20 protein-coding genes are annotated in these 21,462 nt (G+C 64.0%); 5 read left to right on the top strand and 15 right to left on the bottom strand.

Annotated features, from left to right (window positions below):
• Positions 1–72: 72 nt before the first annotated feature.
• The 3 genes from ABD704_RS12725 to ABD704_RS12715 are packed head-to-tail and all read right to left on the bottom strand — an operon-like array spanning position 73 to position 1,650.
• Complete coding sequence (locus tag ABD704_RS12725) at positions 73–555, bottom strand: GAF domain-containing protein (protein WP_344700071.1); 483 nt, start codon at positions 553–555, stop codon at positions 73–75.
• Entirely contained in the window at positions 552–962 is a 411-nt protein-coding gene (gene arfB, locus ABD704_RS12720; protein ID WP_344700070.1) for an alternative ribosome rescue aminoacyl-tRNA hydrolase ArfB, read from the bottom strand. Before arfB ends, ABD704_RS12725 begins: the two co-directional genes overlap by 4 nt.
• On the bottom strand, positions 952–1,650 hold the full coding sequence (locus ABD704_RS12715; RefSeq protein ID WP_344700069.1) for an RluA family pseudouridine synthase: 699 nt from the start codon (positions 1,648–1,650) through the stop codon (positions 952–954). Before ABD704_RS12715 ends, arfB begins: the two co-directional genes overlap by 11 nt.
• A 158-nt stretch (positions 1,651–1,808) precedes the next feature.
• Between ABD704_RS12715 and ctrA the strand changes: the two genes are divergently transcribed.
• Entirely contained in the window at positions 1,809–2,522 is a 714-nt protein-coding gene (ctrA, locus tag ABD704_RS12710) for a response regulator transcription factor CtrA (RefSeq protein ID WP_344700068.1), read from the top strand.
• A gap of 100 nt (positions 2,523–2,622) precedes the next feature.
• Here the strand turns inward: ctrA and ABD704_RS12705 are convergent, their stop codons facing one another.
• Both ABD704_RS12705 and ABD704_RS12700 read right to left on the bottom strand, forming a co-directional pair.
• Positions 2,623–3,435, bottom strand: coding sequence for an arginyltransferase (locus tag ABD704_RS12705; protein ID WP_344700067.1), 813 nt, complete (start codon positions 3,433–3,435; stop codon positions 2,623–2,625).
• 140 nt (positions 3,436–3,575) lie between these two features.
• Entirely contained in the window at positions 3,576–4,793 is a 1,218-nt protein-coding gene (locus ABD704_RS12700; protein WP_344700066.1) for a threonine ammonia-lyase, read from the bottom strand.
• A gap of 52 nt (positions 4,794–4,845) precedes the next feature.
• Between ABD704_RS12700 and ABD704_RS12695 the strand changes: the two genes are divergently transcribed.
• A complete protein-coding gene (locus tag ABD704_RS12695; RefSeq protein ID WP_344700065.1) occupies positions 4,846–6,498 on the top strand; it encodes an amidohydrolase in 1,653 nt (550 codons plus the stop codon).
• Here ABD704_RS12695 and ABD704_RS12690 read toward each other — a convergent pair.
• The 5 genes from ABD704_RS12690 to ABD704_RS12670 are packed head-to-tail and all read right to left on the bottom strand — an operon-like array spanning position 6,467 to position 14,004.
• Positions 6,467–8,455, bottom strand: coding sequence for a protein-disulfide reductase DsbD family protein (locus tag ABD704_RS12690; RefSeq protein ID WP_344700064.1), 1,989 nt, complete (start codon positions 8,453–8,455; stop codon positions 6,467–6,469). The genes ABD704_RS12695 and ABD704_RS12690 overlap by 32 nt on opposite strands.
• Positions 8,456–8,483: 28 nt before the next feature.
• On the bottom strand, positions 8,484–11,096 hold the full coding sequence (gene metH / locus ABD704_RS12685; protein ID WP_344700063.1) for a methionine synthase: 2,613 nt from the start codon (positions 11,094–11,096) through the stop codon (positions 8,484–8,486).
• A gap of 9 nt (positions 11,097–11,105) precedes the next feature.
• Positions 11,106–12,152 carry a homocysteine S-methyltransferase family protein gene (locus ABD704_RS12680; protein WP_344700062.1) on the bottom strand — a complete coding sequence of 349 codons (1,047 nt, stop codon included), beginning with the start codon at positions 12,150–12,152 and terminating at the stop codon, positions 11,106–11,108.
• A complete protein-coding gene (metF, locus tag ABD704_RS12675; protein WP_344700061.1) occupies positions 12,149–13,054 on the bottom strand; it encodes a methylenetetrahydrofolate reductase [NAD(P)H] in 906 nt (301 codons plus the stop codon). The genes ABD704_RS12680 and metF overlap by 4 nt, the downstream gene beginning before the upstream one ends.
• Entirely contained in the window at positions 13,051–14,004 is a 954-nt protein-coding gene (locus tag ABD704_RS12670) for an ArsR/SmtB family transcription factor (protein ID WP_344700546.1), read from the bottom strand. Before ABD704_RS12670 ends, metF begins: the two co-directional genes overlap by 4 nt.
• A gap of 172 nt (positions 14,005–14,176) precedes the next feature.
• Between ABD704_RS12670 and ABD704_RS12665 the strand changes: the two genes are divergently transcribed.
• Both ABD704_RS12665 and ABD704_RS12660 read left to right on the top strand, forming a co-directional pair.
• Positions 14,177–14,434, top strand: coding sequence for a circumsporozoite protein (locus ABD704_RS12665; protein ID WP_344700060.1), 258 nt, complete (start codon positions 14,177–14,179; stop codon positions 14,432–14,434).
• 84 nt (positions 14,435–14,518) lie between these two features.
• Positions 14,519–14,695, top strand: a complete 177-nt coding sequence (locus tag ABD704_RS12660) for a hypothetical protein (protein WP_344700059.1) — start codon at positions 14,519–14,521, stop codon at positions 14,693–14,695.
• A 9-nt stretch (positions 14,696–14,704) separates the two neighbouring features.
• Here ABD704_RS12660 and groL read toward each other — a convergent pair whose 3' ends face one another.
• The 3 genes from groL to ABD704_RS12645 form a co-directional block, all read right to left on the bottom strand.
• Positions 14,705–16,339, bottom strand: a complete 1,635-nt coding sequence (groL, locus tag ABD704_RS12655) for a chaperonin GroEL (protein ID WP_344700058.1) — start codon at positions 16,337–16,339, stop codon at positions 14,705–14,707.
• A gap of 84 nt (positions 16,340–16,423) precedes the next feature.
• A complete protein-coding gene (gene groES / locus ABD704_RS12650; RefSeq protein ID WP_344700057.1) occupies positions 16,424–16,711 on the bottom strand; it encodes a co-chaperone GroES in 288 nt (95 codons plus the stop codon).
• A gap of 132 nt (positions 16,712–16,843) precedes the next feature.
• Entirely contained in the window at positions 16,844–18,295 is a 1,452-nt protein-coding gene (locus ABD704_RS12645) for an MATE family efflux transporter (protein WP_344700056.1), read from the bottom strand.
• A gap of 71 nt (positions 18,296–18,366) precedes the next feature.
• Between ABD704_RS12645 and sppA the strand changes: the two genes are divergently transcribed.
• Positions 18,367–20,226 (top strand): signal peptide peptidase SppA, encoded by a 1,860-nt coding sequence (gene sppA, locus ABD704_RS12640; protein ID WP_344700055.1) that lies wholly within the window; start codon positions 18,367–18,369, stop codon positions 20,224–20,226.
• Here the strand turns inward: sppA and ABD704_RS12635 are convergent, their stop codons facing one another.
• The gene (locus ABD704_RS12635; RefSeq protein ID WP_344700054.1) at positions 20,227–20,697 is read right to left on the bottom strand and encodes a hypothetical protein; all 471 of its coding nucleotides are present in this window, start codon (positions 20,695–20,697) and stop codon (positions 20,227–20,229) included.
• A 41-nt stretch (positions 20,698–20,738) separates the two neighbouring features.
• Complete coding sequence (locus ABD704_RS12630; protein ID WP_344700053.1) at positions 20,739–21,458, bottom strand: DUF4336 domain-containing protein; 720 nt, start codon at positions 21,456–21,458, stop codon at positions 20,739–20,741.
• Positions 21,459–21,462: the final 4 nt, after the last annotated feature.

The following is a 21,462-nucleotide window of genomic DNA, read 5'->3' as shown; positions in this document are numbered from 1 at the left end:
CGTTAAGCAGGCACAATTAACGAGAAGTCAAAATCCCGCAACTGGCGCGTTCTTTTTTGCCAGGGGTATCCATCAAAGAATTGCCGACAGAATTGCGGCGAGCCTGACAATACCTTTTTCGTCCTGCTCATCGAATCGCGACGCCTTCGGGCTGTCGATATCGAGCACGCCAAGCAACTCGCCACCCCGCAAAAGGGGAACGACTATCTCGCTGTTTGACGCGGAGTCGCAAGCGATATGGCCCGGAAACGCATGGACGTCCTCGACCCGCTGCACCTGCCGCGTAGCAGCCGCTGCACCACATACACCGGTGCCGAACGGGATCCGAATGCAGGCCGGGCGCCCTTGGAACGGGCCGACAACCAGCTCGCCACCCACATTCCGATAGAAGCCAACCCAGTTCACATCGGGTAGCGTCTCAAAAATCAGCGCGGCGGCATTGGCCATATTGGCGATCGCGTCCGGCTCGCCGGCGACCATGCCCTGCAGTGCAGATGCGAGGTCGTCGTACATCGTTGCCGGGTCGGCTGCTTCGATCTTGAAGTCGTAGGTCATTCGAACGTCACCTTCCCGCGGCTCTGCTTCACCGCGCTTCGCTGGCGCTTGTTGTCGACGCGCTGCGCCTTGGCAGCTCGGGTCGGCCGCGTCGGCTTGCGCTTGCGCGGCGCGATATGGGCGGCGGCGATCATTTCCGCCAGCCTTTGCCGCGCATCGGTGCGGTTCGCATCTTGGGTACGAAAACGCCGCGCGGTAATCAGCAACTCGCCGGCTCCCGTGACGCGGCTTCCGGCAATGCGCTTCAGCCTTTCGTAGACATCGGGATGAAGGCCGAGCCGGAACAGGTCGACGCGTAGCTGGACCGCCGTGGCGACCTTGTTGACGTTCTGGCCGCCGGGGCCCGTCGCCGCGAGAAAGGTCTCGCTCAGCGCGTCCTCGGGCAGAACGACGTCCTCAGCCCGCATTCGCCCACTCGCCGAAATAGTCGGGCAGCGGTGCGATCACGTCGATCATCGGCTTGCGCTCGCGCGGCACGACCAGACGCGAAGCATGAAGGAGCATCGGACCGCCGGGCATGCCGTAGACACGGTCGCCGACGATGCCCTTGCCGAATGCCTCACGTGCGTGCGCGCGGATTTGGTGGGTGCGTCCCGTTACCGGCCTGAACTCGACCAAGGTAGAGCCATCGTGAACCGCCACGCGGCGCCAGTTTGTCACGGCTTCCTGGCCCCCGGGATCGCCGACCATCCGCCAACCGGCTTCAGCGCTCGACTTCTTCGATAGCGGCAGGTCGATCACGCCTTCCTCTTCGGCAAGCTCACCGGCGACGACGGCAATATAATATTTTTGCACTTCGCGCGTCTCGAACGCCTGCTGGAGCATCGCGCGCGCCTTGGCCGTGCGCGCGAACAGCAGACAGCCACTAGTGTCGGTGTCGAGCCGGTGCATTGCGGTGGGCGGCCGCTGAAAGCCGCAGCTCAACTCTGCAATCCGTGACGCAATCGACTCCCCGCCGCGGCGCGGCGCATCGACCGGCAGACCGGCCGGCTTGTCGAGCACCAGCGCTTCAGCGTCGATGAACAGAATCCGGTCGGACAGCATAGCTCCGCCCGGTGGCACGTCGGCGCGCGGCGCGCAAACCCGGTCGCGCATCTGACCGACGAGAACGAATTGTGACTCCCGTGCAACGAATCCAAGGAATCCATGGCGTTACACAATATTAACCTTTTCCCTTCAGACCTCGAATGGTTAATGGATGCTTCAAGGCTCTTAAGGGCGGGTAAGCTCTAGGGCGATATGGGGGACCAGCAATGCGTGTGCTGCTGATCGAAGACGAGCCGACAACTGCCAAGAGCATCGAGCTTATGCTCGGGAGCGAGGGCTTCAACGTCTACACGACGGATCTTGGCGAAGAAGGCCTCGATCTCGCCAAGCTCTATGATTACGACATCATCCTGCTCGACCTAAACCTGCCGGACATGCACGGCTATGACGTGCTGAAGAAGGTCCGGACGGCGAAGGTTTCGACCCCGGTCCTGATCCTTTCGGGCATCGGCGAGATGGATTCGAAGGTCCGCGCCCTCGGGTTCGGCGCCGATGATTATGTCACCAAGCCATTCCACCGCGACGAACTGGTCGCGCGCATCCACGCCATCGTTCGACGCTCGAAGGGCCACTCGCAGTCGGTCATCCGCACCGGCAAGCTGGCAGTGAACCTCGACGCGAAGACAGTTGAGGTTGACGGCAGCCGCGTGCACCTGACCGGCAAGGAATATGCGATGCTGGAGCTGCTTTCGCTCCGCAAGGGCACAACGCTCACCAAGGAAATGTTCCTCAACCACCTCTACGGCGGCATGGACGAGCCCGAGCTCAAGATCATCGACGTGTTCATCTGCAAGCTGCGCAAGAAGCTGAGCCTTGCTTGCGGCGGCGCCAACTACATCGAAACCGTCTGGGGCCGCGGCTACGTGCTGCGCGATTCCGAAGAGACGACGGAAAGCGAGCCGCAAGCCGCGGTCGCTTAAGCGAATATTCCTGGAGGGGAAGAAAGGCGGGGCAGCGATGCCCCGCCTCTTTCGTTAGCGCCTGTAACCGAGCGCGACCCAATAAGGCGGACCGTGAACCTCAGGCGTCGATCAGCAACCGGTGGCGATTGCGGCGCGTCGGGATCGCCATCGGCTCGGTCGACAGCGTGTCCATCTCTGCCTCGTCCATCCGGCGCCAGCCGTCGCGGCCAAGGCGCTCTAGCGGACGGAAGCCCGTCTTGTATGCCATGCGCGTCGACCCTTCGACCCAATAGCCGAGGTAGACGTAGGGCAGGCCCGCGCGGGCGGCGCGGACGATATGGTCGAGGATGATGAAGGTGCCGAGGCCCTTCCGCGCATCCGGACCGACATCGAAAAAGCTGTAGATCATCGACAACCCGTCGGTCTGCTGGTCGCTGAGACAGGCGCCGACGAGCTTGCCGGGCCGTCCGTCGACCGACGGTTCGCGATATTCAATGACGTAGGTGCGGACGGGCGTTTGCTCGACCATGTCGGCAAAGTCACTCTCGTCCATCTCCGCCATGCCGCCGCCCGGATGGCGGGAGGCAAGGTAGCGGCGAAGCAGGCTATATTGTTCGTCGGTGGTCCACGGCTTGCAGGCGCTGACCTCCAGGTCGCCGTGGCGGCGGAGAAGCTTGCGTTGCGTCGCGCTTGCCTCGAACTCGGAAGCGAGGACCCTGACGGAGACGCAGGCGGAGCACTCGATGCAGCTGGGGCGGTAAGCGACGGACTGGCTGCGGCGGAAACCAATGCGGCCGAGCGCCTCGTTCAATTCGCTGGCGTGGCGGCCGGAAAGCTCGGTGAAGACCTTACGCTCCACCTTACCCGGCAGATAAGGGCACGGGCTGGGGTTCGTTACGAAGAATTTAGGGAAGCGAAATGGTGCGCTCACCCGTGTACCTCACCCAATGGTTACGGACCTCTTTATGCGGCTGGTAAACGCCGAAGGAAAGAGTTGGTCCCGTCGAATTTCGACGGAATGTCCATGCTGTCCCAAAAGGGTTCAGAACCGGATCGGGCAGGTAACCCTAATCAGTCTAGTAAAGCGCGCTCGACTACGAAGCCGGCAGCCTCCAGACGGGCCACGACATCGTCGATTGAAGCCGGGTCGCGGGCCTCACACTCGACCTCGATCATCGTGTCTTTCGCGGGGAGCCGGGTGAAGATCCGGCTGTGTTTGATGTCGATGACATTGACGCCCGCTTCGTAGACCTTGGCCGTGATCGCGGCGAGCGCCCCGGGCTGGTCGTGCACCGCGACGCGTAGCCGCGCAACGCGGCCCTGGCGCACGAGATCGCGCACGAGAACGTTGGCGAGTAAGTGCGTGTCGATATTGCCGCCGCACAGGATCGTCGCGACCTTCTTGCCCGCGAAGCGCGCCGGATCGGCGAGCATCGCGGCAAGCCCAGCGGCGCCGGCGCCCTCAACGACCGTCTTCTCTATGCCCACAAGCATGGCCACCGCCCGCTCAAGATCGCGCTCCGGCACCAACATGACGTCGCTCGCGAGATCCTTGAGAATACGCGACGTCAGCTCGCCGGGATGCTTGACCGCAATGCCTTCCGCCAGCGTGTCGCCGCCCAACGGAAGATGCAGGCCCTGGATCGCGCATTTCATCGACGGATACAGCTCGGCCTCGACGCCGATCAACTCAATCTCCGGCTTAATCGCGCGCGCCGCGATCGAGATGCCCGACATCAACCCGCCGCCGCCGATCGGCACGACGATGGTGTCGAGGTCCGGTGCCTCCGCGAGCATCTCAAGCCCGAGAGTCCCCGCTCCCGCGATCACTTGCGGGTCGTCGAATGGGTGCACGAAGACGTAGCCGTTCTCCATCGCCAGCTCGCGCGCCCGCGAATATGCGTCGTCGAACATCGCGCCGTAGAGGACGACCTTAGCGCCATGGCCTTCGGTCTGAGTCACCTTCACCGTTGGCGTCGCCGAGGGCATGACGATGATCGCCGGTATTCCCAGCCGCTTGGCGTGATAAGCGACCGCCTGCGCATGATTGCCAGCCGAAGCCGCAATCACGCCGCGTGCCCGCTCTTCCGGAGTCAGCTGCAGCAATTTGTTGAGCGCGCCGCGTTCCTTGTACGCCGCGGTGAACTGCAGGTTCTCGAACTTCAGCCACACCTCGGCCCCGATGATCTCGGACAAGGTCCGGCTGACCAGCATTGGCGTGCGAATGACAGCGCCGTCGATGCGTGTCGCAGCGGCGCGGATGTCGTCGATTGTGGGGGGCGAAAGCATTGGCGCGTGGCCTAGCGGTTCACTTGCGCGCGGACAATGCTAAGCGCGGCGCATGAGGAAGCACTTCATCGCGCTCGCTGCAGCGCTGCTCGCCAGTTCCGCCCAGGCGGACATGCTAATCTCCAACGTCAATGGCATCCAGGTCGCACCCGACGGGAAGCTGCAGCATTTCCGCGCGCTGACCATCGGCGACGAGGGCAGGGTCAAGGCGGTAATTGAACATCCCGAGCTTGTACGCCTCGCTAACATTACATCGACGGTGGACGGTGGCGGACGCACGTTGCTGCCGGGCCTGATCGATGCGCACGGCCATGTGCTCGACCTCGGCATGACCCAGATGACGGTGCAGCTTGTCGGCACCAGTTCGATCGCCGACCTGCAGAAGCGGCTGCGGGATTTCGCTGCAGCGCATCCGAACGACGCGTGGATAATCGGCTTCGGCTGGAACCAGGAATTGTGGCCCGACAAGCGTTTTCCGACTGCTGCCGACCTCGACGCCGTCGTTCCGAACCGGCCGGTGGTTCTAGAGCGGGTCGATGGTCACGCAGTCGTAGCCAATAGCGCTGCCATGAAAGCGGCCGGCGTCACGCCACAAACACAGGCGCCGTCCGGGGGCCGGATCGAAAACGGCCTGTTCGTCGATGCCGCGCGCGGACTGATCGATACGGCTATCCCGGCGCGCACCCCGGCCAAGGCCGATGAAGCATTGGCCAAGGCGCAGGAGCAATTGCTGTCGGTCGGCGTGACCGGCGTCGGTTCGATGAGCACGTCGGTCGGCGACTGGGAAGCAATGAAACGTGCTGGCGATGCCGGCTCGCTGAACGTGCGGATGATGGTCTATCTTTCCGGAACGAAGTCGATCGCGGCGGTGCCGGCCCCGACGGCATGGCTGTACGATGATCGCCTCCGCGCGGTCGGGATTAAACTGTTCGCCGACGGAGCGCTCGGGTCGCGCGGCGCTTGGCTGAAGCAGCCTTATTCCGACAAGCCGGACACACGCGGCCTGCAATTCCACACGGATGCGGAATTGGCCTCGCTGGCTGAAACCGCCGCATCGCACGGTTTCCAGATTGCGACTCACGCGATCGGCGATGCGGCCAATGCGCAGGCGATCGCGACCTACGAGAAGCTGTCGCAGAAATATGGCCGCGACCGTCGCTGGCGGATCGAGCATTTCCAGATCGCCGACCCGGCGGACATCTCGCGCCTCGCGCCGGCGGGCATCATCGCCTCGATGCAGCCGACGCACCAGACGAGTGACCGGCTCATGGCGGAGAAACGCCTCGGACCGAACCGGCTGGCCGGCGCTTACGCGTGGCAGACCGTCCTTAAGTCGGGCGCGCGGCTGGCGTTCGGCTCGGACTTCCCGGTGGAATCGCCGAACCCGTTCCCTGGCCTATCAGCCGCCGTCAGCCGCCAGGACGTGCACGGCCAGCCGCCGGGCGGATGGCTGCCCGCGGAACGGTTGACCTTCGCGCAGGCGCTCAACGCCTTCACTCGAGGCGCGGCCTATGCGGGTTTCGCGGAGCAGAAGATCGGCGCGCTGGAACCCGGCAAATGGGCCGACTTCATCATCATCGATCGGGATCCCACTGCTGTCGATGCTCAGTCCCTCGCCGCGACGCAGGTTCTCGAAACGTGGGTCGGCGGCAAGAAAGTCTGGCAACACTCGCCTAGCGCTTCACCTGCTGAGCGCGGGAGATAAGCATTCCCGGCGTAAGTATCTGCGGCAGTTCCTCCACGGGCTTCCCCGGCGCGTACCACAAGTAAAGCGGCACTCCCGCACGCCCGCGGCTCTCGAGGAAGCGCGTAATCGCCGGGTCGCCGTTGGTCCAGTCGGCAGCAAGCACGTCAACGCCGGCCGACTTAAACGCGTCGCGCACCTCGGCGCGATCAATGGCGGCAGCTTCGTTCGCCTTGCACGTAAGGCACCAATCGGCCGTGAAATAAACGAAGGCAGCTCTCCGATTCTGCAAGTCGGCTGCAACACGCGCTTCGGTCCAGGTGTCGGCGCCTGCCACCTTTCGCTCGCTCGAGATCGAACGGTGCGGTGCTACCCCCGTCGCGATGGCGATCACCATGAACGTCAACGCAATCGGGACGAGACCCGGGCGCTCTCCGGCTTTCTGGCGAAGCCCGACCGGAATCAGGAACGACATTAGCAAGACGACAGCGATTAGGCCGATGACGAACCCTTCGCTGCCAGAAAGTCGTTGCAGGAGCCAAAGCGCTGCGACAGCGCTTGCGGCCATCGGGATTGCCAGGAATCGCTTGAGGCGATCCATCCATGCCCCAGGTCTCGGCAGCCTGGATCGAAGCGATGGAATGAACGCTACGATAAGGAAGGGCAGCGCCAGACCAAATCCTAGCGCAGCAAACACCAGTGCAGATCCCGCCACCGGCAAAAGCAGCGCCGTTCCCAGAGCGGCGCCCAAGAAAGGGCCCGCACAGGGCGTCGCCACGAACGCGGCTAGCGCGCCGGTGCCGAAACCGCCCGCCGGCTTTGCGCGCCCGCCAAGCACAGGCAGTTCGAACAGGCCAAGCAGATTTGCGGTAATTGCCGTCGCAAGCAGCAGCAAGAGCATGATGGTCCGCGGGTCCTGTAGCTGGAATGCCCATCCCGCGGCGCTCCCGCCGGCGCGGATCAGCAGCAGCGCAATGCCCAACGCACCCGTGCCCACGATGGCCCCCGCAGTATAGGCTAGCGCATCACGACGCGCCTCCGCCGCATCGCCGCCAGCGCGGGATAGGTGCAACGCCTTCAGGGCGAGGATCGGGAACACGCACGGCATCAGGTTAAGCAGGACGCCGCCTGCAATCGCGCCGAGCACCGCCCAGAGAATCACTTGGGCGCCGAGCGCGTCTGATCCGCTGATCGCCTTGCCGCCGGCGGGGACTTGGCCTGGCTCAGCGCGGATTTCGAAGCCCTGCCCATCCGCGAGCGCCAGGACGCCTTGGAATTCGCGCAGATTGCCCGGCCTGCGCTGAAGTTCAGCGACCAGAATATCGCCGACGCGGCGAAATTCCTGCTTCGCCTCATAGTCGACCACATTGTCGGTCGCAGGAAAAAGGTAAGGCTGCTCGACGTCCACGCTCGCAGGGAGCGGGATCGCGACGCGCAATTTGTCGCCGCCGGCATCGAACTTTCCAAGCGTCACCAAGGGCCGCGGCAGTGCGCGACGCCATTCGTCGAACTGCGCGCGGTTCGGCGTGCCGGTGCCGACCGGCAAGTCGACCGAAAGCTCGCCCCGCTCGGGCACGCAGATCTTGTCGGTGCAGGCGAGCCAGTGCGCCGCGGCGCGGATCGGAACCGCGCCGCTCGCGCCCGCCGGCACTTTCAGCCGCACGAGCACGGCATAATCCCGCTCGTAGACGTAGTTCATAAGTCCGGCGACGGTCAGCCGCGACGGCACCGGGTAGCGCAGCGGGCCCGCCGAGAAACCCGGGGGAAGTTGCCACTTCACGTCCATTGGCAGTCCGGCGTCGCCTGGGTTCAGCCAATATCCGTGCCAGCCCTTTGCCGGGCGCATGTGGATCGCAAGCTCGACCTCGCCGCCGGGCGGCGCCGCTCCTTCCACGACAAGCTGCGGCTCGATGCCTCGCGCCCCGATGGTCGAGGGCACGAGCAGCAATGCCAAGAGGATCAGGAACCGCCGCAACATGGCGGCTGCGCTAGTCGGAACGGACGTCCTAGTCGAGGTTCGGACGCAGCCAGCGCTCGGCCTGCTCGAGCGAGACACCGCGCCGCCCCGCATAGTCCTCGAGCTGGTCGCGGCCAATCCGAGCGACGCCGAAATACCGGCTGTCGCGATGGCCGAAATAAAAGCCGGAAACCGCCGACGTTGGCAGCATCGCGAAATTCTCGGTGAGCGTAACCTCGCCTGGAAATCCCCCGAGCATCTGGAAAAGTATCGGCTTCAGGCTGTGATCCGGGCAAGCCGGATAGCCCGGCGCAGGGCGGATCCCTTCGTATTTCTCACGGATCATCTGCTGATTCGACAGCTGCTCGTCCGCATAGCCCCAGAGCCGATTGCGGACCTCGGCGTGGAGCACCTCCGCGAAGCTTTCAGCCAGCCGGTCGGCCAACGCCTTCAGCAGGATGTCGTCATAATCGTCGATCGTCTGCTTGAACCGTTCGAGATGCGGTTCGAGCCCGTGAATGCCGACGGCAAAGCCGCCGATCCAGTCCTCGCCATCGGGATTGATGAAGTCGGCCAGACACATGTTCGGCCGGCCTTCGCGCTTCTTCACCTGCTGGCGCAGGAAGGGCAGACGCGTCCAATCATTGCCTGCGAGAACGAGAACGTCGTCGCCCTCACGCTTGCAGCGCCACAGCCCGACCGTTGCCTTCGGCGTCACCCAGCGCTCGGCGATGATCTGGTCGAGCATCGCCTGCGCATCGTTGAACAGGCTTCGCGCGCTCTCGCCAACGATCGGATCGTCGAGGATCGCGGGATAATTGCCGGCCAGTTCCCACGCGCGGAAGAAGGGCGTCCAGTCGATAGACGTTTTAAGGTCGCGCAGCGGCCATTCGCCAAAATGGTGCAGGCCCGGACGAAGCGGCGCAGGCACCTGGCCGCTCGGGTCGAACGGAAATGCATTGGCTCGCGCATCGGAGAGTGGCGAAAGCTCGCTTTGCCCACTCCGTTCACGCGACTTGCGCAGCTTTTCGTAATCATCCGCAGTGGTGGCGATCAGCGGCTCGCGCTGCGTGTCCGACACCAACGAGGAGGCAACGCCGACCGCCCGGCTCGCGTCGAGCACGTGGATTACCGGCCCTTCGTAGGCGGGATCGATGCGCAGCGCCGTATGCGCCTTGCTCGTCGTCGCCCCGCCGATCAGCAGCGGTGTCTTGAGCCCCAACCGCTGCATTTCGCCAGCGACGGTCACCATTTCGTCGAGCGACGGCGTGATCAGTCCCGACAGGCCAATCATGTCGGCATTATTGTCGTTCGCTGATTTGAGGATGTCCTGCCAGGGCACCATCACGCCAAGGTCGATGACCTCGAAGCCGTTACACTGCAGCACGACGCCGACGATGTTCTTGCCGATGTCGTGAACGTCGCCCTTCACAGTCGCCATCACGACGCGGCCCTTTCCCTTAGTCGCGCCGGTCCGCTCCTTCTCCGCCTCAATGAAGGGGATGAGGTGAGCGACCGCGCGCTTCATGACGCGGGCGGATTTAACGACCTGTGGAAGGAACATCTTGCCTGAGCCGAACAGGTCGCCGACGACGTTCATGCCGTCCATCAGCGGGCCCTCAATCACCTCGATCGGCCTGTCGAACGACTGGCGCGCTTCCTCGGTGTCGTCGACGATATGTGCGTCGATGCCCTTCACGAGCGCGTAGGAAAGGCGCTCACCGACCGGCAGCGAGCGCCATTCGGCGAGCTTCTTTTCCTCCGCCTCGTCGGTCCCCTTATACTTCTCGGCCAGCGCGATCAGCCGCTCGGTCGCATCGTCGCGACGGTCGAGAATGACGTCCTCGCACGCATCGCGAAGCTCCGGGTCGATCGCGTCGTAAACGTCGAGCTGGCCCGCGTTGACGATGCCCATGTCCATGCCCGCCGGAATGGCGTGATAAAGGAAGACGCTGTGCATCGCGCGCCGCACCGGCTCGTTGCCCCGGAACGAGAAGCTGAGGTTCGATAAACCGCCGCTGATGTGCACGCCCGGACAGCGCCGCCGGATTTCACGCGCGCCTTCGATGAAATCCATCGCGTAGCGGCGATGCTCGTCGATGCCCGTCGCGACGGCAAAGATATTGGGGTCGAAGATGATGTCGCTGGGATCGGTGCCGTCTGCCACGAGCAGCTTGTAGGCACGCTCGCAGATGCTGACCTTGCGCTCGGCTGTGTCGGCCTGCCCGACCTCGTCGAAGGCCATGACGACAACCGCCGCGCCATAGGCTCGGCACTTGCGCGCCAGTTCGAGGAACGGCCCCTCGCCTTCCTTCATGCTGATCGAGTTGACGATCGGCTTGCCGGGCACGCACTTCAGCCCCGCTTCGATCACGCTCCACTTGGAGCTGTCGACCATCACCGGGATGCGCGCGATGTCGGGCTCGGCGGCGATACGGCGGAGGAAGATGCTCATTGCCTCGGCGCCGTCGAGCAACGCCTCGTCCATGTTCACGTCGAGAATCTGCGCGCCATTCTCGACCTGGTCGCGCGCCACTTCGACTGCGGCCTCATAGTTACCGGCAAGGATCAACTTCTTGAAGCGGGCGGAACCCGTGACGTTGCAGCGCTCGCCGATATTCACAAAGCGCGCGCCTGCGCCGACTTCATTCACTCTGGTCATCTCCATGGGTTAGGCGGCAATCAGCATCGGCTCGAGCCCGGCGAGCAACGTGCCCCGCTGAGCAGCCGGGACGGCGCGCGGCGTGCAATCGCGCACCGCCCCGGCAATGGCGGCGATGTGCTGCGGTGTCGTCCCGCAGCAGCCGCCGACGATGTTGACGAGCCCGCTCTCGGCCCATTCGCGAACCTGCCGCGCGGTCTCTTCAGCCGCCTCGTCATACTCGCCAAGTTCGTTGGGCAACCCAGCGTTCGGATAAGCCATGACCAATGCGTCGGCCGTTGCAGCCAGTGCCGACAGATGGGGCCGCAACTGCGCTGCACCGAATGAGCAATTGAGGCCGATGGTGAGCGGACGGGCGTGGCGGACGGATGCCCAGAAGGCCTCCACCGTGTGCCCGCTGAGGTTGCGCCCGCTAAGGTCGGTCAGCGTCATCGAGATCATCAGCGGCAGCTCGCGCCCAAGCGCCTGCTCGGCCTCCAGGCCCGCCATGATCGCCGACTTGGCGTTCAGCGTGTCGAAAACCGTCTCAATCAGGATGAAGTCGACGCCGCCCTCCACAAGCGCATCGATCTGCTCGCGATAAACCGCTTTCACCTCGTCAAAGTCTACTTCGCGGAAGCCGGGATCGTTCACATTCGGCGACAGTGACAGCGTCTTGTTGGTCGGCCCGAGCGCGCCGGCAACCCACCGCGGCCGTCCGTCCTTCGCGGTGTAGCGGTCAGCGACCTCGCGCGTGATGCGGCCGGCGGCGCGGTTGATCTCTCCCACCAACGCCTCGGCGCCATAATCGGCCTGGCTAATAGCATTGGCGTTGAAGGTATTAGTCGCGAGGATTTCGGCCCCCGCCTCGGCGAAGCTTTCGCAGATCGATCTAACCACCTCCGGCTTACTGATGTTGAGGAGGTCGTTGTTGCCTTTCTGGTCCTTTAGCAGGTCGAGACCGCCGCAATAGTCAGCCGCCCTCAGCTTCCGCGCCTGCACCGACGTGCCATAGGCGCCGTCTTTCACAATGATCCGCTTCGCCGCCTCGGCGCGAAGCGCTTGAGATTTGGTCATGACTGTTTCGCCCTTACGCCCAGCAGGTGGCAAATCGCGTAGCTGAGCTCTGCGCGGTTCAAGGTGTAGAAGTGGAAGTGACGGATTCCGCCGGCATAGAGCTGGCCGCAAAGTTCTGCGGCGACGGTAGCCGCGATGAGTTGCCGCGCCGCGGGCAGGTCGTCGAGACCCTCGAACAGATCGTCGAGCCACTGGGGGATAGCAGCGCCGCAGGTCTGCGCGAACCGGCGTGTAGTCGCGACGTTGGACACCGGGAGAATGCCCGGCACAATCTCCGCATCAATCCCCGCTGCAGCGGCTTCGTCGCGGAAGCGAAGGAAACAGTCCGCCGAGAAGAAGAATTGCGAGATCGCCCGGTCGGCGCCGGCGTCGACCTTGCGTTTCAGATTCTCGAGATCGAACCTTCGTGACGATGAGTCCGGGTGACATTCGGGATAAGCGGCGACCGAAATGTCGAAAGGGGCGACCTTCTTCAGCCCCTCAACCAGTTCGGCGGCGTCGCGATACCCGTGCGGATGCGGCTGATACTTGCTGCCGGGCTCGGGCGGATCGCCGCGCAGGGCGACGATGTTGCGGACGCCAAGGTCCCAATATTCACGGGCAACGTCGTCGACTTCGCCCTTCGACGCACCGACGCAGGTCAGGTGCGCGGCCGGCGTGAGCGATGTTTCCTTGAGAATCCGCTCCACGGTCTGGTGGGTACGTTCGCGCGTCGAGCCACCCGCACCATACGTTACCGAGACGAAGCGAGGCTGCAGCGGCGCCAACGTCTGCACCGAATCCCACAGCGTTTCCGCCATTTTCTCGGTTTTCGGCGGGAAGAACTCGAAACTGACCTGAATGTCGCCGCGCGCTTCCGCGAACAGCGGCAAATGCTGGCTCAGGCGTTCGTATGCGTTCATGCCGCCCTCCGTTGTCGAGCGCCCTGCTTGGCACCGCGCCACAAGGTCACCGTCAATTCCCCGCCTTCCAGATGCTCGACATGGTCGATCTCTAGGTCTGCCGCCGCGAACCAGCCTGACATCACCTCATCCTCGAATCCGAGGCGGATGTGCGCGTCGGTCGAGCGCAGCTCCTCCCGTTCGTGCGCCGCGAAATCGATGACGAGGAGCGTGCCGCCTGGCGCAAGCACCCGTGCTGCCTCCGCAATCGCCGCGGCGGGCGAGTGAGCGTAGTGAAGCACCTGGTGGATGATGACGCAGTCCGCGCTGCCGTCATCGAGCGGAAGCGCATACATATCGCCTTGGCGAAGGCTCGGGTGGATGCCCGCGGCTTCCAGCTTCACGCGGGCAAGCCGCAGCATCTCGGAGGAACGGTCGATGCCGATCGCCTGCGTTGCTCGCGGGGCGAAAAGCTCGATCATGCGGCCTGTACCAGTACCGATATCGACTAGGCGCCCGAGCGGACGGCGTCCAAGCGCCTGATCGATAGCGCGTTCGACGTCTGTTTCGGCCACGTGGAGCGAACGAATCTGGTCCCACACGCCCGCGTGGCCCGCGAAATATCGATTGGCAGCTTCGGCGCGCTCGGCGCGGATCGCATCGGTTCGGGCGGCGTCGGCAGCAAACAAAGCGCGCGTCGCTGCGTCGGCCCAGCCGTCGATTAGGCCGAACAAGGCGTCGTTCGCTTCTGCGTCCGTCAAGGTCAAGAAGACCCAGCTACCCTCCTTGCGGCGCTCCAGTACGCCAGCGTCGGCGAGAATCTTTAAATGGCGGGATACGCGCGGCTGGCTTTGGCCGAGGACCTGCGCCAACTCGCCTACCGAAAGCTCCATGATCCGCAGCAACGCGAGCACCCGCAGCCGGGTCGGATCGGCAAGCGCCTGGAATCGATCGGCCAAGGGAAGGGTCAAGCTCACCAGATAAGGATATAAAGATATCTTTATATCGTCAAATCGGCGTTTGAAATTATACTCTTGTTTGACAGTAGGGATTGCAGCTATGGCCGAAGGTCTGGCCTGATCGACTCGCATTGACGGGCTGGGCTGGCGCCCCCCAGGGCGTTTTTATGGGAGTGGAAGCATCATGAAGAAATTTGCTCTGACCGTTGCGGTTGTCGCGCTCGGCCTCGCCGCGTGCACCAAGACCGACAACAACACTGCGGCGAACGACACCGCCGTTGAGAACAATGCGGCGACCGACGTCAACGTCGCCGAAGAGAATGCGACGACGGCTGCGGACAACGCGCTGAATGCCGCTGGCAACGAAGTCTCGAACGCCGGCAACGCCGTCGAGAACGCGCAGAACGCGGTTTCGAACGCTGCCGACAACGCGGCCAAGTAAGCCTCGCTCAATCGACAGATTGGAAGGGCCGTCCCCCGGGGCGGCCCTTTTTTTATGTTCGAGCGAAGTGGTACTTCGCTCGAAATGAGAAGGATCGTTCCGCTGTTCCTGATTCTCGCCGCCTGCGGGAAGGAGCAGCCCCAAGGGCCGACCGCTGAGCAAGCCGCTCAGCTGAACGAAGCCGAGAACATGCTCGACGCCGCCGCCAATGAAGAAGGGCCGGCGGATCGCTCCACCGGCCCTTCAAACAATTCAGACTAGGCTGAGGACTTAGAAGTCCATTCCGCCCATGCCGCCACCGGCCATCGCCGGAGCCGGCTTGTCTTCCGGCAGCTCGGCGATCGTCGCCTCGGTGGTGATCAGCAGGCCTGCGACCGACGCCGCGTCCTGAAGGGCAGCGCGGACGACCTTGGTCGGGTCGATTACGCCAGCCTGGACGAGGTTTTCGTAGGTCTCGGTCTGGGCGTTGAAGCCCAGCGTCGGGTCGTTGCCGTCGATCAGCTTGCCGGCAACCACCGCGCCGTCATGACCGGCGTTCTCGGCAATCTGCCGCACCGGCGACTGAAGCGCCTTGCGGATGATGTCGATGCCGCGGGTCTGGTCGTCGTTCTCACCCTTGAGGCCGTCGAGAGCCTTGGTGGCGTAGAGCAGCGCGGTACCGCCGCCAGGGACGATGCCCTCCTCGACCGCAGCGCGGGTCGCGTGAAGCGCGTCATCAACGCGATCCTTGCGCTCCTTGACCTCGATCTCCGACGCACCGCCGACCTTAATCACCGCAACGCCACCAGCGAGCTTCGCGAGTCGCTCCTGGAGCTTCTCACGGTCGTAGTCCGAAGTGGTGGTGTCGATCTGCGAACGGATCGCGCCGACGCGGCCCTCGATGTTCTCGCGGGTGCCATTGCCGTCGACGATCGTCGTGTTGTCCTTGTCGATCGTGACGCGCTTGGCCTGGCCGAGCATGTTCAGCGTGACGGTCTCGAGCTTGATGCCGAGGTCCTCGCTGATCATCTCGCCGCCGGTGAGGATCGCAATGTCCTCGAGCATCGCCTTGCGGCGATCGCCGAAGCCCGGCGCCTTCACGGCCGCGACCTTGAGGCCGCCGCGCAGCTTGTTGACGACGAGCGTTGCGAGCGCTTCGCCTTCGATGTCCTCGGCGATGATCAGGAGCGGACGGCCGCTCTGAACAACCGCCTCGAGGATCGGAAGCATCGCCTGAAGGTTCGACAGCTTCTTCTCGTGGATCAGGATGTAGGGGTCGCTGAGCTCGACCTGCATCTTTTCCGGGTTGGTGATGAAGTAGGGGCTGAGATAGCCGCGGTCGAACTGCATGCCTTCGACGACGTCGAGCTCGAATTCGAGACCCTTCGCCTCTTCGACAGTGATCACGCCTTCCTTACCGACCTTTTCCATCGCCTCGGCGATCTTCTCGCCGACTTCACGGTCGCCGTTGGCCGAGATGATTCCGACCTGAGCGATTTCCTGCGTCCCTTGGACGTCCTTGGAGCGGCTCTTGAGGTCCTCGACGACCTTAGTGACGGCGATGTCGATGCCGCGCTTGAGATCCATCGGGTTCATGCCGGCCGCGACCGACTTCATGCCTTCGCGAACGATCGCCTGAGCGAGGACGGTCGCGGTCGTGGTGCCGTCGCCGGCAATGTCGTTGGTCTTCGAGGCCACTTCGCGCACCATCTGGGCGCCCATGTTCTCGAACTTGTCCTTGAGCTCGATCTCCTTGGCGACGGTAACGCCGTCCTTGGTGATGCGTGGCGCGCCGAAGCTCTTTTCGATGACCACGTTGCGGCCCTTCGGCCCCAGAGTCACCTTCACCGCGTTGGCGAGGATGTCGACGCCGGCGAGAATGCGCTCACGCGCGTCGCGGCTGAATTTCACGTCCTTGGCTGCCATCTGGCTACCCTTTCCGTTTGTCTAAAGTCACTAAAGTCATGGAGAGCGGCACGTTTGGTGTGACCCTAAGCGCGCCGCGCAAGGTCAGCCGACGATCCCGAGGATGTCGCTTTCCTTCATGATGATGAGGTCTTCACCGTCGATTTTCACTTCGGTGCCCGACCACTTGCCAAACAGGATCTTGTCGCCGGCCTTGACGTCCAGCGGCGTGACCTTGCCTTCTTCGCTCTTGGCGCCACCTCCGACGGCGACGACTTCGCCTTCCTGCGGCTTTTCCTTCGCCGTGTCCGGGATGATGATCCCGCCGGCAGTCTTTGCGTCGGCCTCGACCCGGCGGACGAGAACGCGATCATGAAGCGGCCTGAAACCCATGGGTCTAACCCCCTCTTTCAATTCTAAAGGTTGAACTTGCCGTTGGCACTCACCGGATGAGAGTGCCAGCGATGGGGCGCATGTGGTTGCGCGCCGTTCAACTGTCAACAGGCGGCGGCAATGCTTTTGTTTTCAGTCGTGCGCGAGGCGGGTCAGGCCGATCCGGTCCCTGAGGTTCCAGCGCGCGAGCATCAGGACGGCAACCACGGCGAGGCCGCTTGCGAGCCCGACCCAAATGCCGACTCCCTTCCAATCGGCCCCGAAGGCCAGCCAGGAGCCGATGCCGAGCCCGACGCCCCAATAGCCGAACAAGGCGAAGAACAACGGCCAGCGCGTGTCGTGCAGCCCGCGGAGCATGCCGGCGCCGATGACCTGTGCCCCGTCTACCAGCTGAAAAGCCGCCGCGACCTTGAGGAAGCTAATGGCGAGTTCGATCGTCAACGCGTTGGCCGCGACGTCGGCGAGGAACAACGTCACCATCCAGTGCGGGACCGCCCACATGACCAGCGCCATGGACCCCATGAAGCCGACACCCATGATCCAGGCCGTCCAGCCGGCTCGGGTAATGCCGGCCTCGTCCTTGCGGCCCAGAGCCAATCCGACCCGCACGGTTGCGGCCTGGCCGAGGCCGAGCGGTACCATGAAGGTCAGGGCTGCAATCTGCAGGGCTACGGCATGGGCCGCGACGGCGGGAGCGCCGATCCAGCCCATGAAATAGGCCGCGAGCGCGAACACGCCCATTTCCAGCGCCATGGTGATGCCGATCGGACCGCCCAGCTTTGTCATTGCAAGAGTTCGCTGGCCGTCGAACCGCCACCAATTGCCGAATAGATGGAAACGCCGGAATTGGCGATCGCGCCGGACGACGACGATCAGGGCACCGCACAAGGCAACCCAGGTAATCGTGCTGCCGACGCCGCCTCCCACCAGCCCAAGGGCGGGCAAGCCGAAATGGCCGAAGATCAGCGACCAACTGAGCAGCGCATTGAGCGCGATACCGCCGAGGCTGAGCCACAGCACAATCCGCGGCCGCTCCAGCGCGGCGACGAAGTTGCGAAGAAGCTGGAAGAGGAGCCAAGGCGCTGTGCACCACATGTATGCCCTCAGGAACGTCTGGCCTTGCTCGGCCAACTCCGGCGCCTGCCCCAGCCAGCGCATCAGCGTGCCGACGTTCCACAGTATAAGCCAATAGGGCGGCAGTCCGATGATCAGCAGCCACAGGCCCGCGCGGAATGTCCGGCGCACGTCGCGGACCGCATTCGACCGCTGGCCAAGCGCAGTCGCCATCATCGGCGACGACGCGATCAGTAGGCCCAGCAACAGCACGTTGAAGGTGAACGTCATGTTCAGCGCCAACGTCGCGGCCGCAAGCGGGGTCGAGCCCAGACGGCCCATGAGAAGCACGTCGGTCGCCTGAATGACCTGTTGCGTAACGTTAGCAAGGATCAAAGGCCAGGCGAGCGACAGCGTCGCGCGAAGCTCTTCGCGCCATGCACCTGCCGGTTCGCTCGTAGAGATGCCCGCCGCGTCCATCGAAACCCCATTGCCGTAGGAATGCGCGGAAGCAATGAAGGAACGAGACAAGCCATTCAGCGCCGCTCGCATTGGCGGGCGTTCTACGCTAGCAACACGCCCGAACGAATAAAGGCCTGAAGATGAAATTCGCGCGCGCAATCTGGAAGTTGCTGGTCGGGATTAAGGACGCCTTGGTCCTGCTGATACTGCTGCTGTTCTTCGGCTTGCTTTACGCCAGCCTGTCGGTCCGGCCGGCGCCGGTGAAGGACGGCGTCCTCGACCTCGACCTCAAGGGCAGCGTCGTCGAGCAGCCGTCGCGGGCCAGCTGGGCCGACGTGTTCAGCGGCGCGCGTCCTGACCAATTCCGTCTCCGCGACCTGGTCGTCGCGCTGAACCAGGCCAAGGACGACGATCGCGTGAAGGCGGTTGCGCTCGACCTCGACAGCTTCACCGGCGGTGGCCAGACGTCGATGGGCGATCTTGCCGACGCCATCCGTCGCGTGCGGGATTCGGGCAAGCCGGTGATCGCTTATGCGACCGGCTATACCAACGACAGCTACCAGCTTGCCGCCGCGGCTTCGGAAGTGTGGCTGAACCCGCTGGGCGCGGTGCTGGTCGCCGGTCCGGGTGGGTCGAACCTTTACTACAAGGGCCTGCTCGACAAGCTGGGCGTCACCGCCAACGTCTATCGCGTCGGCACCTACAAGTCGGCGGTCGAGCCCTACATCCGCAACGACATGTCGCCGGAAGCTCGCGAGAACTACATGGCGCTCGACACGGCGGAGCTCGAAGACTGGCGCGAGGGCATCAAGCGCGCTCGCCCCAAGGCAAACGTCGACGTCTTCCTGCAGAACATGAACGGCGCGATCGCTGCCGCGGGCGGCGACATGGCCAAGGCCGCCGTGATGAACGGGCTGGTCGACAAGGTCGGCGACCGCAACGCGTTCGAGCGGCGACTGGCGCAGCTGGGCGGAAGCAAGTCGGGCGATCCGCGCGGGTTCAACCGCATTTCGCCCGCTGCCTACTTCGCGGACAAGGTCGACCGTCGGCCGAAGGGCCCGATCGGCGTCGTCACCGTCGCCGGCATGATCGTCGACGGGAAGGGCGCGGCGGGCAACGCCGGCGGCGACACGATCGCCAAGCAGATCCTCGACGGCATCCGCAAATATGACGTGAAGGCGCTTGTCGTCCGCGTCGACAGCCCTGGCGGTTCGGTCACTGCGTCCGAGCAGATCCGGCAGGCGCTGCTCGAAGCGCGCGCGCGTAAGATCCCGGTCGTGGTGTCGATGGGCAATGTCGCGGCGTCCGGCGGTTACTGGGTATCGACGCCGGCCAACTATATCTACGCCGAGCCTTCCACCATCACCGGCTCGATCGGCGTATTCGGCGTCCTGCCGAGCTTTCAAGGCACACTGCAGAAGCTGGGGGTTGGCGCGGATGGCGTGAAGACGACGCCGCTGTCAGGCGAGCCCGATTTGCTGAAAGGCCCCTCGCCCGAAGCAAACCAGATGATCCAGTCTGGCGTGAACGCGATGTACGCGCGCTTCCTCTCGATCGTCGCCCAGTCGCGGCACAAGACGCCGCAGCAGGTCGACCAGATCGCGCAGGGCCGCGTGTGGGACGGCGGCACCGCGCATCAGCTGGGCCTCGTCGACGGCTTCGGCGGCATGGACGAGGCGATTGCCAAGGCGGCGCAGCTTGCCGGACTTGGGGAGGACCAGCGCGGCCTGCGCTACCTCGAGCAACCCCGGACCTATCGCGATCAGTTGCTCGACGCGTTCGCGGACAATGACGACGACGCGAATGCGCCAGCCGACGCCTTCGCGATCATGGCCGGTCAGCCGCAGCAGCAGCTCGCGACCGCAATGGCGGAAGTCCGTTCGATCCTGTCAGGCCCGAGCATCCAGGCGCGTTGCCTTGATTGCCCGTCGACAGCGCCAGCCCAGGTCGACAAGCGCGACATGAGCCTGCTGGAGATGCTGGTCGCCTGGCTGAAGTAACTAGCGTGCCTTTACGCGGATGAACGTCAAGGTGGGCGGTAGCTCGCCTGCCTTCGTCTTCACCAGCGACCGCACCTTATAATGGTCGGCGTCGACAACGCGCCATTCGGTATCGATTTGCTGTTCCGGCTTGTCGGGCGAGGCGCGCATGGTGCCGGTAAAGCCGAGCAACTTGCCCGCCGAGCCGACCTTACCCTGCCCGACACCGCCCATCGAGTTGACGTAGGTAAACACCAGGTCCGGGCCGTCGGCGCTGTAGATGGTCTCGCCGGCGTAAACGATTTTACCCTGATCCTTCACCTCGTGCCGGTCGCGCACGTGGGCGCCGCCATAGATCGGCTCGAAGCAATGAGTATCGGTCGTGGTCGCGCTGAAGGAGGCGCGCCAGCAGCTGCCGACGAAAGGCTTGAACGGTGCCAGGGTCGGCGGCGAGGCGACCGTCTGCGCGGCGATGAGGAGACCGACCAGCATGGCCGTGTCATAGCACAGAGCGCGTGAAACTGCGGTCGGCGCTATTTCATCAGGCTGTCGGCGAGCCGGTTCAGCAAGGGCGCCGGGCGGTCGATGATGTCGCCGTGCGAGGGAATGAGGCGCACCAGGCTTTCGATCTTCGACCATTCGCGCAGCTGTGCGGCGAGCGAGCGCTTGTCCTTGATGAAGAAGCGCTTGGCCGCGACGGTGATGCGCGGCTTTGGCCCGAAACCCATCAGGCGCAACATGATTTTGGCGCCGATTCCTTTGGGATGGGCCACATTGCCAATAACATCGTTGGTGATCAGCGTCGTGCCGCCCGACTCATCGAGTACAATCATCGCCAGCTCTATCTCCTCGCAGCCAGCGAGGGTGAAGATGCGCGCTCGGTCGCCCAGATTGGCGCGGGTCTGGACCGGCTTTGCGGCTTCTTCGACCTTTTCCTTGGAGCCCGGCGCGGTGACGATCTTCGCCTTCGGGTAGCGCTTGTGAAACGGCCGGAGGTCGAGCCGGTGTCCGCCATTGGGCACGATCAGGAACGCCGGTTCGCCCAGCTTTTCAACCTGCGCCATTCCCGCTTCATTGAGCGGGATCGGCGAGAAGATCGCGGTTCGGCCGTCGCCGATCGCCACCACCGTCATTCGCCGCGGGAATTTGCCGAGCGGCATCGGGATCTGTCCGACAACCGTCAATATGCCGGGCGCGACCTCACGGAGCGTACCGTGCGGAAGGACCTGCCATTCGTCATGAAGCTTCGCCATCGCG

The sequence above is a fragment of the Sphingomonas limnosediminicola genome, assembly GCF_039537965.1.
Taxonomy (GTDB): domain Bacteria; phylum Pseudomonadota; class Alphaproteobacteria; order Sphingomonadales; family Sphingomonadaceae; genus Sphingomicrobium; species Sphingomicrobium limnosediminicola.
This window is presented reverse-complemented; position numbering and strand designations above follow the sequence as displayed.

Coding starts and splice junctions, on each gene's coding strand:
- metF (WP_344700061.1), bottom strand. CDS start 13,054: ATGAACGCATACGAACGCCTGAGCCAGCATTTGCCGCTGTTCGCGGAA.
- ABD704_RS12715 (WP_344700069.1), bottom strand. CDS start 1,650: ATGCGCGACCGGGTTTGCGCGCCGCGCGCCGACGTGCCACCGGGCGGA.
- ctrA (WP_344700068.1), top strand. CDS start 1,809: ATGCGTGTGCTGCTGATCGAAGACGAGCCGACAACTGCCAAGAGCATC.
- ABD704_RS12725 (WP_344700071.1), bottom strand. CDS start 555: ATGACCTACGACTTCAAGATCGAAGCAGCCGACCCGGCAACGATGTAC.
- ABD704_RS12695 (WP_344700065.1), top strand. CDS start 4,846: ATGAGGAAGCACTTCATCGCGCTCGCTGCAGCGCTGCTCGCCAGTTCC.
- arfB (WP_344700070.1), bottom strand. CDS start 962: ATGCGGGCTGAGGACGTCGTTCTGCCCGAGGACGCGCTGAGCGAGACC.
- ABD704_RS12700 (WP_344700066.1), bottom strand. CDS start 4,793: ATGCTTTCGCCCCCCACAATCGACGACATCCGCGCCGCTGCGACACGC.
- ABD704_RS12660 (WP_344700059.1), top strand. CDS start 14,519: ATGAGAAGGATCGTTCCGCTGTTCCTGATTCTCGCCGCCTGCGGGAAG.
- ABD704_RS12680 (WP_344700062.1), bottom strand. CDS start 12,152: ATGACCAAATCTCAAGCGCTTCGCGCCGAGGCGGCGAAGCGGATCATT.
- metH (WP_344700063.1), bottom strand. CDS start 11,096: ATGACCAGAGTGAATGAAGTCGGCGCAGGCGCGCGCTTTGTGAATATC.
- ABD704_RS12630 (WP_344700053.1), bottom strand. CDS start 21,458: ATGGCGAAGCTTCATGACGAATGGCAGGTCCTTCCGCACGGTACGCTC.
- groES (WP_344700057.1), bottom strand. CDS start 16,711: ATGGGTTTCAGGCCGCTTCATGATCGCGTTCTCGTCCGCCGGGTCGAG.
- ABD704_RS12665 (WP_344700060.1), top strand. CDS start 14,177: ATGAAGAAATTTGCTCTGACCGTTGCGGTTGTCGCGCTCGGCCTCGCC.
- ABD704_RS12635 (WP_344700054.1), bottom strand. CDS start 20,697: ATGCTGGTCGGTCTCCTCATCGCCGCGCAGACGGTCGCCTCGCCGCCG.
- groL (WP_344700058.1), bottom strand. CDS start 16,339: ATGGCAGCCAAGGACGTGAAATTCAGCCGCGACGCGCGTGAGCGCATT.
- sppA (WP_344700055.1), top strand. CDS start 18,367: ATGAAATTCGCGCGCGCAATCTGGAAGTTGCTGGTCGGGATTAAGGAC.
- ABD704_RS12690 (WP_344700064.1), bottom strand. CDS start 8,455: ATGTTGCGGCGGTTCCTGATCCTCTTGGCATTGCTGCTCGTGCCCTCG.